The organism is Falsiroseomonas stagni DSM 19981 (assembly GCF_900114315.1).
Taxonomy (GTDB): Bacteria; Pseudomonadota; Alphaproteobacteria; order Acetobacterales; family Acetobacteraceae; genus Falsiroseomonas; species Falsiroseomonas stagni.
On the sequence record NZ_FOSQ01000001.1, the window covers coordinates 52,635 to 65,768 of the forward strand.

The following is a 13,134-nucleotide window of genomic DNA, read 5'->3' on the forward strand; positions in this document are numbered from 1 at the left end:
CCATGGAAATCCTGGAGACGGCGCATCTGCGGATGCCGCGCCTCGGCCTCGGTACCTGGCCGATGAAGGGGGAGGAGTGCACGGCGGCCGTGCTCTCCGCCCTCGGCATGGGCTACCGCCACATCGACACGGCGGAGATGTACGGCAATGAGGAAGCGGTCGGCGCCGGCATCGCGCGGTCCGGCGTGGCGCGGGGCGAGATCTTCCTGACCACCAAGGTCTGGAACGACAAGCCGAAGGGCGATGCCATCCGCCGCGCCTTCGATGCCAGCCTGGCGCGGCTCGCGACGCCCCATGTGGACCTGTTCCTGATCCATTGGCCCTCGCCGGAGCTCGACCTGCCGGATGCGCTGCGCGCGCTCGCGGCGATCCGGGCGGAGGGACGGGCCAAGGCGATCGGCGTCTCTAACTTCCCGCCGAAGCTCCTGCAGCGCGCGATCGACCAGGGGGTCGGCCTCGCCTGCCTGCAGGTGGAACACCATGCGCTGCTGGACCAGTCGGCGCTTCGCGCGATCTGCGCGGCGAACGGGATGGTGCTGACCAGCTATTCGCCCCTGGGCAAGGGGAATGCACCCTCCGACCCCGTGCTGCAGGGCATCGGGCGGAAGCATGGCGTGACGGCGGCGCAGGTGGCGTTGGCCTGGCTGATGACCATGCCCGGCGTCTCCGCCGTGCCGAAGGCGGCGAGCCCGGCGCGGCAGGCGGAGAACCTGGCGGCGCTGGATGTGCGGCTGGATGCGGAAGACCTGGCGGCGATCGAGGCGCTGCCGAAGGACAGGCGATACGTGAACCCCGGCATGGCGCCGGATTGGGTGAACGGGTAGCGGCCGGTCAGGTCTGGCGAAGCGGCCGCTTGCGGTTCCCGGGCTCCGCCAGGCAGGTCAGCATGGCGCGGCGGAAGGGTGGCGGGTCCTCCGCCATCACCTCGCGAGGGGTCCCGCCCGCCGGGTGCAGCAGGAACGGGGCGGCGCAGCCGAAGCCGGGGCCACGCATCTGCGCGATCTCCGGCAAGCCATCCGCGGCCGCGGGCAGGGCCAGCAACGCGACCAGGGCAAGCATCGGCCAGGCGCGCATGGCTGGATCTTCCTGTGATGCGCGGCTCAACGCGGCGATGCCGGCCAGCGTTGCCACGCGATTTTTTTGTCCCCCGTCTGGAACTGTGACGCCCCGCTGCTTTGTAATGGGCGCGCAGGCAGGAGGGGGGATTCCCATGGCGGCAGCATCCGACGACGAGATCGACCTGGGCATCAGCCTGGAGACCGTCGCGACCATCGTGGACCAGGCCCGTGCCGTGCAGGGCGATGAGGAGGCGGAGCTTGGTGCCGCGGCCGATGATGGCGGCGACGACACCGACGTGGCGGGCCCCGACGACATCACGGAGGACAGCCTGCGCGCCTACATCACCGAGTTGAACGAGGATGAGCAGGCCGCGCTGATCGCGCTGTGCTGGGTGGGCCGTGGCGATTATGAGGCCGGCGAGTGGGACGAGGCCGTGGGCCTGGCCGCGGAGCGCAATGACGGCCGCGATGCCGCCGATTATCTGCTTGGCATCGACAATCTCGGCGATTTGCTGAGCGAGGGCGTCGCCGCCTTCGGCCTGTCGCTGGAAGAAATCGAACGCTGACTCGAGACGGTTCAGGGCCGGTTCGGCCCTGGTGGATGGGGTGTGGGGAAGGCAAAGCCTTCCCCACGGTCAGGCGTAGTTGATTGTCGGTCCTGGCAACCCCGCGATCTCCCGGATCAGCTTCCGCCGCACCGCGTTTCCGAAGGCCTCGAAATCCTCGGCCGCGATCATGAAGGCGCCCTGCCCGCCGATGACGCTGTCGCGGTAGTAGATGTCGAGCGGCACGGGCGGCGCGCGGCCGAAGGTCGGGCGGTCGTTCAGGATGGGCAGGCCGTTGATGGTGATGCCGTCCGCCACCGCGCGGTCCCGCGCCATTTCGGCCGGTGGGCCGGAATTGTTCACGCCGTCGCCGGAGACGTCGATGACCTTGCGCGTCGCCTCATGCGGGCATTCGCCCATGGCGCGGCGCGATGCCTCGATGGCGCCGGAGATGGAGGTCCAGGAGAGGGAGGCGCGGGGTGCCTGGGCGAGGGTGGCGGCCCAGCCATCCGCATCCCCCTGTGTCGCGATGCGTGTCCAGGGGATGACGGTGCGCTGGTACTCGATGCCGGCCCATTCGATGTAGCAGAGGGAGACGGAGCCGAGCATGCCGCCGCGGATGGCTTCCACCACCTTCGGGTCGGTGATGGCGCTGCGGTAGCCTTCGCGTTGCAGCCTTGCCTCATCCTCGTCGATGGAACGGCTGACATCGACGGCGAGGACGAGGGCGACGTCGACCGGCTCATCGGCCCTTGCCGGCGCGATGCGGCCGAAGCCGGCCGCGCCCGCGGCGGCAATCAGGGACCTGCGGCGCATCGGCGGCCTCCGCGTCTGTGGGTCCCGTCATGCAACAGCAAGCGATGCCGCCGGTTCAAGCCTCAATAAAGATTTTCACGCGGGCAAGGTTCAGACGGCGCCGGCCACCGCCGCCACCACGCGCGCGACCTCCGCCTCCGTCAGATAGGGGTGCATGGGCAGGGACATGATGCGGCGGCAGAGCATCTCCGCTACCGGCAGTTCGGGCGCGTTGCTGATGCCCTCCGCATGGGCGGCCGCGTAGGCGGGCTGCCGGTGCAGCGACTTCGGGTAGTAGATGGCGGTCGGCACGCCGGCGGCCTTGCAGGCTTCCTGCACCCGGGCACGGGCGGCCTCATCCTCGACCAGGATGGAATAGAGGCCCCAGGCGTGCTCGGCGCCCTCCGTCGTGACGGGGGTCTGGACCTTGCCGGCCAGGCCCTGGTTGTAGGCCGCCGCGATGCGGGTCCGGGCGGCGAGCTCGTCCCCCAGCAGCCCGAGCTTCGGCAGCAGGATCGCGGCCTGCATGGTGTCGAGCCGCCCGTTCATGCCGGTGCGCTCCACCTCGTAGCGGGTCTTGCCCTCGCCATGGGTGCGGAGGCTGCGCCAGAGCTCCGCGCGATCCGCGTCATCGGTCAGCAGCGCGCCGCCATCGCCGTAGCAGCCCAGCGTCTTGGTGGGATAGAAGCTGAGCGCCGTCGCATGGCCCCAGCGGCCGAGCCGCTTGCCATGCAGCGCCGCGCCGAAGGCCTGGGCGGCATCGTCCAGCGCGAACATGCCCTTCTCCGCGCAGATCGCCTCGATCGCGGGCCAGTCGGCGGGCAGGCCGAAGAGATCGACGCCGACGATGGCGGCGGGGCGGAGCCGCCCCTCGCTTTCCACCAGCGCGATGCGGCGCTTCAGGTCATCGATGTCGATGTTGTAGGTGCCGGGATGGACGTCCACGAAGATGGGCGTCGCGCCGAGCACGAGGGGAACTTCCGCCGTCGCGGTGTAGGTGAAGGCGGGCAGGAAGACGGCGTCGCCGCGGCCGATGCCGGCCCCCATCATGGCGATCTGCAGCGCATCGGTGCCGGAGGAGACGCCGACGGCATGGGCGCAGCCCGCGAATTCGGCCAGCTTCTGCTCCAGCTCCTGCACCTCCGGCCCGTTGATGAAGCGGCCGCTGTCGAGCACCGAGGCGAGGCGGCGGTCGATCTCCGCCCGGATCAGGGCCTGCTGGGCCTTCATGTCGAACAGGGCGATGGGGGGGAGGGTGGTCATGGTCATCCGTTATCCGGTCTGCCGGGCACCCATAGCGCCGCGGTGCCGCGTCGGCCAAATCACCGGGGGTTTCGGGGCGTTGCCGGGGAAGGGTGGGATGGCGTCCGGGATGCAAGCAGGGCGCAGGATTGGCGCCCTGCCGGGGCGGGTGGGCCGGTTCTTCGGCGCCACGGTGGTTCGGGCTTGAAGCGCCATGAAACTGCTCCCGCCAACCCGGGCCCGCCCTGCATCAGGGGGTCGTATACGTTCGTGCTTTCTCCTAGGCTTTGTGGCCATCGCTGCTCGCGAGCATCGGTGGCTCCGCGCTCGCCGTGGCGGGGGAGTTGGTGATCCTGACGCCGGACGCATCCTCGCTGGTGGAACTGGCGTTGCAGTCCATGGCGCTACGCGATGCTTCCGGCCCGCGGGCGCTGACGACCGCCGGCTGGATCGACGGCACGCTGGTCACTGCGGAGGCCGTTGCACCGGCGATGGATATGGGCGGTCGCATGGCCGCCCAGGCGGCGGCGATGGAGCGTGTGGCGGAAGGGCTGCGCGGGCGAGTTGACCACTTCCTGGGCGCCATCCGCGCGGCTTGAGGACCGGCGCCGGTTAAGGAGGCAGCAAGGCGCTGCCGCATATCCTCCGGGCACATTGGCCTGTCCGGGACTCGCATGCGCATCCAATCCCGCTTCCTTCTCGGGTTCATCGCGATTGCCGCACCCGGGCTGGCGCTATCGGCCTGGTTCGCCAGCGCGGCGTGGCGGGATTCTGCCCGGGCCGAGCGGGCCATCCAGGCGACGCAGGTGTTCAGCGACATCGGTCGCGCGCAATCCAGCTTCGCGGTTCAGACCGGCAACCTGACCGTCGCCCTGCGCGCGGCGACGCCGGATCTCGCGGGGATGCGCCAGACGCATGAGGCCGCGATGCAGGGGCTGGCGGCCGCGGCCCGCAGCATGGCGACCGCGGGCAGCGATGCCGCGGTGGTGCGGGAGGCCTCCGCGACGCTGGAGGACCTGATGCGCCGCGTGACGGCAGCCTCTGCGCAGCCGGTTCCGGCGCGCGATCCCGCGCTACTGGCGGAGGTGCTGGCGAAGCGGGCCGATCTCAGCACGCGGATGAGCGCCGTCGGCGGGGATGCGGCGCGTGTCATCACCACCACCGCGCCATCGGTGGCGCCCTTCATCGAGGTGGCGCTGCACGCCATGACGCTGCGGGAAGTGGCGGGACGGCGGGCGCTGGGCGTCTCGCCCTGGATCGGTGGCGCACCCATCCAGGCGGAAGCGCTGGAGGGTCTGGTGGAGCTGAGCGGCCGCCTGACCGATGCCATGGCGAATATCGAGCGGCTGGTGGAAGCCTCCGGGGCGCCGCGCCTGGTGCGCGCGCAGGCGGAGCTGAAGCGCCTGTTCGCGCAGGAGGCCGACCCCTACTGGCGCAGCTTCCTGCGGGTGGCACGCGCCCGGCTGCAGCCGGCCACGGCGGAAACGCCCTGGCCGCAGGATACGGCGACCTATTCCCGCTACACCATCCAGACCCTGGCGCGGCTGCTCGACATGCGCGACGCGGCGCTGGACGAGGCGCTGGAACGCGCGTCGGCGGATGATGCCGCTGCGCGGCTGCAGCTGGCGGTCTCCATCGCGGGGATGACGGTGACGGGTGCGGTGATGGCGGCGGCGCTGATCCTGCTGCTGCGTGGCATGGTGGCGCCGCTTGGCCAGCTGACGGGCACGGTCCGCCGCATCGGGGCGGGGGAGCTGACGCTGGCCGTGCCGGCGCGGGACCGGCCGGATGAGCTGGGCGAGATGGCGCGCGCCGTCGACCAGCTGCGGCTGGCGTCGCTGGAGCGGGAGGCGCTGGAGGCCGCGCAGAAGGCCGAAGCGGCAGCGCAGCTGGAACGCGCCCAGCGCATCGACGCGCTGCTGGAGGAATTCGAGGCCGAGACGGCCGATGTGCTGCGGACCGTGGCCTCCGCGGCGACGGAGCTGGATGCGACAGCCACCAGCATGGCGACGACGGCGGCAGATGGCACGCAGCGCGCCAGCGCGGTGGCGCGATCCTCGGCGGAGGCGTCGGGCAGCGTGGGCAGCGTGGCGGCGGCGACGGAAGAGCTTTCGGCCTCGATCAGCGAGGTGATGCGCCAGGTGCAGATCAGCGCCGCGACGGCGCAGGAGGCGACGGAGGCGGCGGAGCGGACCGACACGACGGTGCGCGGGCTGTCGGAAGCGGCGGCGCGGATCGGCGATGTGGTGAAGCTGATCGGCGACATCGCGGGCCAGACGAATTTGCTGGCGCTGAATGCGACGATCGAGGCGGCGCGGGCAGGCGATGCCGGCAAGGGCTTCGCGGTGGTGGCGCAGGAGGTGAAGGCACTGGCGGCACAGACGGCGAAGGCGACGGAGGAGATCGGCGCGCAGATCGCGGCGATGCAGACCGAGACCGGGCGGACGGTGGAGGTGGTGCGCGCGATCGCCGGCACGATCGAGGCGCTGAACCGCAACACGGCGCAGGTGGCGGAAGCGGCATCGCAGCAGGCGGAGGCGACGCAGGAGATCGGCCGCGCGGCGGCGGCCGCGGCGCAGGGCACGCAGGAGGCGTCGCGCCATGCGACGGGCGTGAGCCAGGACGCGGAGCAGACCGGGCAATCGGCGGCGGAGGTGCGCGCCGCATCGGCGGAGCTGGCGCGCCAGGCTGAAGGGCTGCGCGGGCGCGTGGACCAGTTCCTGGGCGCCATCCGCGCGGCGTGACGTGCCTGACCCCTGGTACCAAGGCGGCCCGCTGCTGGGCCTGGACAAGGACTGAGCAGGATGCGCGTTCGACAGTTGCTGCTGCTGTGCTTCACCCTGGTTGCACTCCCGGGCCTGGTCGCCCTGGCCTGGCAGGCTAATGAAGCCTGGCGGGAGGTGCGGCAGACCGAACGGGTGGTGATCTCCACGCGCCTGATCAGCGACGTCCTGCGGGGCCAGACCGCCTTCGCGCTGCAATCCGCGCGCATCAGCACGGCGATGGTAGTGGCGCAGCCGGACCTGGCCGATCTGCGCGCGGGGCAGGAGGAGATGCAGCGGCTGCTGTCCGCGGCGGAGGCGAATGCGCGCGCGGTGGGGCTGGACCCCGCGCCGGCACGCGACGCGCTGCGGGCGATGACGGCGCTGACCGAACGCACGCTGGCCGCGGCATCGCAGCCGCCGGCGGCCCGGGATGCCGGCGTGGTGCGGGACCTGGCCCAGGTGCGCAACGACCATGGCAACCGGCTGAGCGGCATGGCGCGGCAAGGGGCGCGCGAATTGTCCCGCCTGGCGCCGGCGCTGGCGCCGCTGCTGGAAACCGCGATGCAGGGCGGACAGCTGCGGGACATCGCGGGCCGGCGCGGCCTGCTGCTGAATGGCTGGGTCGGCGGCGGCACCATCACGCCGGAGGCGCTGGCCACCGCGCAGCAGTTGACCGGCCGGGTGGAGGAGATCCTGGCGACGCTGGAGCGGCTGGTGGAGGCGAGCGGTTCCGCCACCCTGGCGCGGGCGCATGAAAGCTCCATCCGCCAGGGCTACCTGGTGACCGGGGAGCCCGGCTTCCGCAACCTGGTCCGCATCGGCGGCCTGCGGCAGGCCGGCGGCACGGAAGCCTGGCCGAACGACCCCACGGCGCATCGCCGCTTTTCGACCGGCGCGCTGACGCAGCTGGTCGGCGTGCGCGACGCGGCGCTGGAGGAAGCGATCGCGCAGGGCGAGGCCATGGTCGCGCAGGGCTGGCAGGATCTGGCGATCATCGGCGCCATGGCACTCGCCACGCTGCTGGTGATGGGCGCCGCGCTGGTGCTGCTGCTGCGGCGCCTGGTCTCCCCGCTCGGCGACCTGGCGCGCGTGGTGCGGCGGATCGGCGGCGGGGAGCTGACGCTGGTCGTGCCCGGCAGCGCCAGGGCGGATGAGCTGGGGGAGGTGGCGCTGGCGGTGGACCAGCTGCGCGCGGCCTCCGCCGAGCGGAACGCGCTGGAGGCGGCGCAGGCGGCGGAGCGGGAGGCGCAGGCCGCGCGGGCGAAGCGCGTCGACGCGCTGCTGGCGGAGTTCGGGGAGGAGACGGCCGGCGTGCTGCGCGCCGTCGCCTCCGCCGCGACGGAACTCGACGCGACGGCGACCGGCATGGCGGCGACGGCGAAGGACGGTTCCGCCCGCGCCGCGGCGGTGGCGGACAGCACCGCCATGGCCAGCGCCAATGTCGGCAGCGTGGCGGCGGCGACGGAGGAACTCTCGGCCTCCATCGCCGAGGTCGTGCGCCAGATCGAGCAGAGCGCGGGCGCGGCGCGGGAGGCGACGGCGGCGGCGGAGCGCACGGATGCGACGGTGCGCGGCCTGTCGGAGGCCGCATCGCGGATCGGCGACGTGGTGCGGCTGATCGGCGATATCGCGGGCCAGACCAACCTGCTGGCGCTGAACGCGACGATCGAGGCCGCCCGGGCCGGGGAGGCCGGCAAGGGCTTCGCGGTGGTGGCGTCCGAGGTGAAGACCCTGGCCGCGCAGACCGCGAAGGCCACGGAGGAGATCGGCGCCCAGATCGCGGCGATGCAGACGGAGACGGGGCGGACGGTGGAGGTGGTGCAGGCCATCGCGCGCACGATCGAGACGCTGAACGCCGCCACCGCGCAGGTGGCCGAAACCGCCGCGCAGCAGGCACAGGCGACGCAGGAGATCGGCGTGGCGGTGGCGCAGGCGGCATCCGGCACGCGCCAGGCCTCCGACCACGCCGCCGGCGTCAGCGCCGATGCGCAGCGCACGGGCAGCGCGGCGGCGGATGTGCGCAGCGCCTCCGCCGAACTGGCGCAGCAGGCGGAAGGGCTGCGCGGAAAGGTGGACGGGTTCCTGGTGGCGATCCGCGCGGCGTGAACTGCCCGGGGCCGCCCCGCGGCCCCGGCCTTCCCTACGGCGCCTGGCCGTTCAGCTCATGCTCGAATTCCGGCACCAGGGCGTTCAGCCGGGCCAGTGCGCCCTTGCGGTCCCCGGCCGCCGCCAGCGCGGCGACGCCATCGATGGCGCGGCCCATCTCCCCGGCATCCGTCGTGCGCGGCACGGCGACGAGGAGGCCTGGGAAATTGGTGGGGCTCGGGGGTTCCTGGCCGTGGAACAACTCCTCGAACAGCTTCTCCCCGGGGCGGAGGCCGGTGAAGCGGATTTCCACGTCTTCCTCCGGGCGCAGCCCCGCCAGGCGGATCATGCGGCGGGCGAGGTCCACGATCTTCACGGGATCGCCCATGTCGAGGACGAAGATGCCGCCCTCCCGCAGTTCCGGCGGCTGGTCCTGCCGATCCGTGGCACCGACGACGCTCGCCTGGAGGACGAGGCCCACCGCTTCGCGCACCGTCATGAAATAGCGGCGCATGTCGGGGTGGGTCACGGTCAGCGGGCCGCCCCGTTCCAGCTGCCGGCGGAACAGCGGCACCACGCTGCCGGTGGAGCCCAGCACATTGCCGAAGCGCACCGTCACCAGCCGCATGCCGGTGCCGCTGGTGCGCGCGCCGCGGTCCAGCGCCTGGCAGTACATCTCCGCCAGGCGCTTCGAGGCACCCATGACGCTGGTCGGGTTCACCGCCTTGTCGGTGGAGATGAAGACCATCAGTGAACAGCCCGCCGCGCGCGCCGCGTCCGCCACGATGCGGGTGCCGAGCGCGTTGGTGAGCAGCCCCTCCAGCGGGTCGTTCTCCACCATCGGCACGTGCTTCAGGGCGGCGGCGTGGAAGACGAGCTCGGGCCTGATCTCCGCCATCAGCCGGCCCATGCGGGCGCTGTCGCGCACATCGGCCAGCACCGCGCGGCGGGGCACGCCGGGGTGGCGTTCGCGCAGTTCCAGGTCGATCTCGTAGAGGACGTATTCGCCGTGATCCAGCAGCGTCAGGCTGGCGGGGCCCAGTGCGGCGACCTGGCGGGCGAGTTCGCCGCCGATGGTGCCGCCCGCGCCCGTCACCAGCACGCGCTTGCCCTGCACCAGGCGGGCCATGCCTTCGCGGTCCAGCGGGACCTGGGGGCGGTCCAGAAGATCCTCGATCTCCACGCGCCTTAGCGTGACGCGGGGCTCGGCTTCCGCGCGTTCGCCGGGGCGGCGGCTGGCGGGGCCGAGCGCCGTGGGGGTGGGGGCGCGCTTCACCGGCAGGCCGTGGCGGTCCGCGGCATCCAGCAGGCGTTGCAGTTCCAGGCCCTGCAGCTGGGGGGTGGCGAGGATGATCTGCGCGGGCAGGCGCCCTTCCTCCCTCAGCTGGTCGAGGATGGCGGCGGCATCCTCCGCCGTGCCGAGGATGGGCAGGCCATGGATGCGGCGGCCGAGCTGGCGGGAGCGGAGGGAGAGGATGCCGGTGACGCGGTAGGCGGGGCTGCGTTCCTGCCCGATGGCGCGGATGAAGAGGTCCGCGCCATCCCCGGCGCCGACCAGCAGGACGGGGGCGGCCGGCGTGTCGGAAAGCGGGCCGGCGCGGCCGGCATGGCGCAGGCGCGCCGCGATGCGGGGCGCCGCCAGCAGCGCGGCCAGGACCAAAGCATGGATGGCGGGGAAGCCCGGATTGGGGGGCGCCCATGCGCCCGACCAGTGCAGGCCGATGGCGGTGATCAGCGCCGCGCCGGCCGCGGCGGCGGTGGTGGACAGCGCCTCCGGCAGGGAGGCGAAGCGCCAGTATTGCTGCGGCAGGCGCAGCGGCACGCCGACCAGCATCAGGGCCGCGATGGCGCCGGGAATGGTGGCCGCCCACCAGAGGGCGGGTGGCCAGGCGCCGGGCGCGGCCAGCCAGACCGCGGCGGGCAACGCGAGGGCGGCCACCAGCGAATCCAGGGCGAGGTTGAGGAGGATGCGGTCCCGAGCCGAAGCAGCCATTCTCGTTTGCTACTCCTGCGCGTGCGCGCTCGCTAGTGGCAGGGGGCTCTGCCCCCCGCACCAACGGTTCCCCGCAAGGGGGCTCCGCCCCCCTGCACCCCCGGCCAGGGTCCAACGGGACCCTGGACCGCGAGGTTTCTGACTGACGATGGTCCAGGAGGCTCTGCCTCCCGAATCTTCAAGAGGGGGCGGATGGGGTATGGGGAAGGCAGCGCCTTCCCCATCGGCGAAGGGCGATACCCCCCCCTCGGGACAGCCGCCCCCGACCGTGCCATGAATCGCGAAACGGATCAGGGGAACGCGGCCATGGCCGAAGGCAGGCTGGTGATCGGGACCAAGCGCTACTCCTCCTGGAGCATGCGCGGCTGGCTGATGGTGCAGCTGGCGGGGCTGGATGTGGAGGAGGTGGTGGTGCCGCTGGCCGGTGGCGGCGGGACCACGGCCATCAAGGCGATCTCCCCCAACGGGATGGTGCCCTACCTGGAACATCGCGGCGCGCGGATGTGGGAGAGCATCGCGATCGCCGAGTATTGCGCTGAATTCAAGGCGGACCTCTGGCCGCGCAAGCGCGCCGCGCGCGCCCATGCCCGCAGCATCGCGGCCGAGATGCATGCGGGCTTCCGGGCCCTGCGCATGGCGATGCCGATGAATCTCGGCCGGGAATTCCCGGGCCACGGGCGCAACCCCGACAGCCTGGCGGATATCGCGCGGGTCGAGGCGATCTGGGCCGAGGCGATCGGGGAGTATGGCGGGCCGTTCCTGACCGGCGTGGACTTCACCCTGGCGGACGCGATGTATGCGCCGGTGGTGGCGCGGTTCCTCACCTGGCAGCCGGAGCTCAACGGAACCTCCCGCGCCTATGTCGCGGCGGTGCGGGCGCATCCGCTGGTGGATCGCTGGTACCGGGAGGCAGCGGCCGAGCCCGCGGATTGGCTGCTGGAGAAGTATGAGAACCCGGCCCTGTGATGAGCAGCGCCACGGTCCTCGACCATCTCGGCCTCTGCGCGCGGGACCCCGGGCCGCTCTGGGCGGCGTGGGAAAGGATGGGCTTCGTGCTCTCCCCCTTCGCGCAGCAATCGGGGCGGCGGACGCCGGAAGGCCCGGTGGAGCCCTTCGGTTCCGCCAACCGCTGCGCCTTCCTGAAGCATGGCTATGTGGAGCTGCTGGGCATCCATGACCCCGCCCTGTTCTCCAACGGGCTGGACGGATTCCTGGCACGCTACGCGGGCACCCATATCTGCGCCTTCGGGATGGACGATGCGGAGGGGAACCTGGCACGGCTGCGGGCGGGGGGGATGGCGATCCCCGGCATCGCCTGGCTGCAGCGCCCGGTGGAAGCAGGCGGGCCGATCGCGCGCTTCGCCCGGCTGCCCTTCCCCGATGCGCCGGAGGGCCGGGTGCAGCTGGTGCAGCACATGACGCCGGAACTGGTCTGGGACCCCCGCTGGATGGGCCACACCAATGGGGCGGAGGCGCTGACGGTGGCCATCCTGGCCGCCGCCGACCCGGCCGAGACCACCGCGCGCCTGTCGCGGCTCACGGGCCGGCCGGCGGAGCCCGATCCGGTGGCGGGCTTTCGTCTGAGGCTGCCGGGCGCAGTGGGCGCCGCGGGCCCCTTCTCCCCAGCCATGGAAACCGTCGTGCGGGTCCTGCCGCCGGATGCTCTGGGGCGGGTGCTGCCGGGGGTTGTTCCACCTTCGCTGCCCTTCATGGCCGGGATGGTCATCCGGACCAGCGACCAGGGCCGCGCCGCGCGCGACGTGCTGGCGGGCCTGCCGCTGCGGGAGGCGCCGGACGGGCTGATGGTGCCGCCGGAAGCCACCGGCGGCGCGGCGGTGGTGTTCCAGTGACCTCGGTCGCTGCGGTCCGCGCTTCCATCCGGACCTATCTGCGGGCGCCCGGGCGGGCGGCGGCGCTGGATGAATTCCAGGCGCGGTTCCTGGGGCCGGGGGATCTCGGCTTCGACGTGGGTTCCCATGTGGGCGACCGGGCGGCGAGTTTCCGCCGGATCGGCGCCCGGGCTGTGGCGGTGGAGCCGCAGCCCCTGCTGGCGCGCTTCCTGCGCCGCGCCTTCCGCGGGGATGCCGGCTTCGTGCTGGTGGAATCCCTGGTGGGCGAGGCGGTGGGCGAGGCGGTGCTGCGGGTGAATTCCGCCAACCCGACCGTCGCCACGGCCAGCGCCGATTTCGTCGCGGCCGCCGATGGCGCGGCGGGGTGGGAAGGCCAGGTCTGGGACCGCGAACTCCACCTGCCCGTTACCACGCTGGATGCGCTGGCGGCGGCGCATGGCATGCCCGACTTCGTGAAGATCGACGTGGAGGGGTATGAGGCGGTGGCACTGGCGGGCCTGACGCGCGCGCCGCGCAGCCTGTCCTTCGAATTCACCACCATCCAGCGCGGCGTCGCCGCCGAATGCCTGGAAAGGCTCTCGGCGCTAGGGTTCCGCCAGTTCAACGCCTGCCTGGGGGAAGGCATGCGCTTCGCCCATGCCGGCCCGATCGGGGCCGCGGCCATGGCGGCGTGGATCGCAGCCCTGCCGCATGAGGCGAATTCGGGCGATGTCTATGCCAGCCTGGAGTCGGGGCGGCTGAGCGGGTAGGGCCGCGCAGCCCTCGACCGATGCGTGTCGGGGTGCGATTGTTCCGGTGCCG

General features: G+C 72.4%; 12 protein-coding genes. 8 read left to right on the forward strand and 4 right to left on the reverse strand.

Translation table 11 applies throughout. From position 1 onward, the window contains the following. Positions 1–2: 2 nt before the first annotated feature. Complete coding sequence (locus BM041_RS00225; protein ID WP_092953750.1) at positions 3–824, forward strand: aldo/keto reductase; 822 nt, start codon at positions 3–5, stop codon at positions 822–824. 7 nt (positions 825–831) lie between these two features. On the opposite strand, the gene BM041_RS00230 is transcribed toward BM041_RS00225, so the two are convergent. Next, positions 832–1,074 carry a hypothetical protein gene (locus BM041_RS00230; RefSeq protein ID WP_092953753.1) on the reverse strand — a complete coding sequence of 81 codons (243 nt, stop codon included), beginning with the start codon at positions 1,072–1,074 and terminating at the stop codon, positions 832–834. Positions 1,075–1,210: 136 nt separating this feature from the next. Here BM041_RS00230 and BM041_RS00235 point away from each other — a divergent pair, with 136 nt between their 5' ends. Next, a complete protein-coding gene (locus BM041_RS00235; RefSeq protein WP_092953756.1) occupies positions 1,211–1,624 on the forward strand; it encodes a DUF3775 domain-containing protein in 414 nt (137 codons plus the stop codon). 69 nt (positions 1,625–1,693) lie between these two features. On the opposite strand, the gene BM041_RS00240 is transcribed toward BM041_RS00235, so the two are convergent. Together BM041_RS00240 and BM041_RS00245 are read right to left on the reverse strand one after the other, a co-directional pair. Next, the gene (locus tag BM041_RS00240; RefSeq protein WP_092953759.1) at positions 1,694–2,419 is read right to left on the reverse strand and encodes a DUF1194 domain-containing protein; all 726 of its coding nucleotides are present in this window, start codon (positions 2,417–2,419) and stop codon (positions 1,694–1,696) included. A 90-nt stretch (positions 2,420–2,509) separates the two neighbouring features. After that, on the reverse strand, positions 2,510–3,667 hold the full coding sequence (locus tag BM041_RS00245) for a DegT/DnrJ/EryC1/StrS family aminotransferase (protein ID WP_092953762.1): 1,158 nt from the start codon (positions 3,665–3,667) through the stop codon (positions 2,510–2,512). Between the two features lie 260 nt (positions 3,668–3,927). Here BM041_RS00245 and BM041_RS00250 point away from each other — a divergent pair, with 260 nt between their 5' ends. From BM041_RS00250 to BM041_RS00260, 3 genes are all read left to right on the forward strand, one after another. Further along, positions 3,928–4,239 (forward strand): hypothetical protein, encoded by a 312-nt coding sequence (locus BM041_RS00250; RefSeq protein WP_092953765.1) that lies wholly within the window; start codon positions 3,928–3,930, stop codon positions 4,237–4,239. A 75-nt stretch (positions 4,240–4,314) separates the two neighbouring features. After that, positions 4,315–6,384 (forward strand): methyl-accepting chemotaxis protein, encoded by a 2,070-nt coding sequence (locus tag BM041_RS31710; RefSeq protein WP_092953768.1) that lies wholly within the window; start codon positions 4,315–4,317, stop codon positions 6,382–6,384. 60 nt (positions 6,385–6,444) lie between these two features. Next, positions 6,445–8,511 carry a methyl-accepting chemotaxis protein gene (locus BM041_RS00260; RefSeq protein ID WP_092953771.1) on the forward strand — a complete coding sequence of 689 codons (2,067 nt, stop codon included), beginning with the start codon at positions 6,445–6,447 and terminating at the stop codon, positions 8,509–8,511. A 34-nt stretch (positions 8,512–8,545) separates the two neighbouring features. On the opposite strand, the gene BM041_RS00265 is transcribed toward BM041_RS00260, so the two are convergent. Continuing rightward, a complete protein-coding gene (locus tag BM041_RS00265) occupies positions 8,546–10,483 on the reverse strand; it encodes a polysaccharide biosynthesis protein (RefSeq protein ID WP_092953774.1) in 1,938 nt (645 codons plus the stop codon). A 306-nt stretch (positions 10,484–10,789) separates the two neighbouring features. Between BM041_RS00265 and BM041_RS00270 the strand changes: the two genes are divergently transcribed. From BM041_RS00270 to BM041_RS00280, 3 genes are read left to right on the forward strand one after another with little or no spacing between them, the layout of a single operon-like run. Beyond that, positions 10,790–11,449 carry a glutathione S-transferase family protein gene (locus BM041_RS00270; protein WP_092957246.1) on the forward strand — a complete coding sequence of 220 codons (660 nt, stop codon included), beginning with the start codon at positions 10,790–10,792 and terminating at the stop codon, positions 11,447–11,449. Then, positions 11,449–12,333, forward strand: a complete 885-nt coding sequence (locus BM041_RS00275; protein WP_092953777.1) for a VOC family protein — start codon at positions 11,449–11,451, stop codon at positions 12,331–12,333. Before BM041_RS00270 ends, BM041_RS00275 begins: the two co-directional genes overlap by 1 nt. After that, on the forward strand, positions 12,330–13,082 hold the full coding sequence (locus BM041_RS00280; RefSeq protein ID WP_092953780.1) for an FkbM family methyltransferase: 753 nt from the start codon (positions 12,330–12,332) through the stop codon (positions 13,080–13,082). The genes BM041_RS00275 and BM041_RS00280 overlap by 4 nt, the downstream gene beginning before the upstream one ends. Positions 13,083–13,134 lie beyond the last annotated feature (52 nt).

Bases quoted from the DNA above. Each gene is read 5' to 3' on its own strand.
- BM041_RS31710 (WP_092953768.1), top strand. From the start codon at position 4,315: ATGCGCATCCAATCCCGCTTCCTTCTCGGGTTCATCGCGATTGCCGCA.
- BM041_RS00260 (WP_092953771.1), top strand. From the start codon at position 6,445: ATGCGCGTTCGACAGTTGCTGCTGCTGTGCTTCACCCTGGTTGCACTC.
- BM041_RS00225 (WP_092953750.1), top strand. From the start codon at position 3: ATGGAAATCCTGGAGACGGCGCATCTGCGGATGCCGCGCCTCGGCCTC.
- BM041_RS00230 (WP_092953753.1), bottom strand. From the start codon at position 1,074: ATGCGCGCCTGGCCGATGCTTGCCCTGGTCGCGTTGCTGGCCCTGCCC.
- BM041_RS00240 (WP_092953759.1), bottom strand. From the start codon at position 2,419: ATGCGCCGCAGGTCCCTGATTGCCGCCGCGGGCGCGGCCGGCTTCGGC.
- BM041_RS00235 (WP_092953756.1), top strand. From the start codon at position 1,211: ATGGCGGCAGCATCCGACGACGAGATCGACCTGGGCATCAGCCTGGAG.
- BM041_RS00245 (WP_092953762.1), bottom strand. From the start codon at position 3,667: ATGACCATGACCACCCTCCCCCCCATCGCCCTGTTCGACATGAAGGCC.
- BM041_RS00265 (WP_092953774.1), bottom strand. From the start codon at position 10,483: ATGGCTGCTTCGGCTCGGGACCGCATCCTCCTCAACCTCGCCCTGGAT.
- BM041_RS00270 (WP_092957246.1), top strand. From the start codon at position 10,790: ATGGCCGAAGGCAGGCTGGTGATCGGGACCAAGCGCTACTCCTCCTGG.
- BM041_RS00275 (WP_092953777.1), top strand. From the start codon at position 11,449: ATGAGCAGCGCCACGGTCCTCGACCATCTCGGCCTCTGCGCGCGGGAC.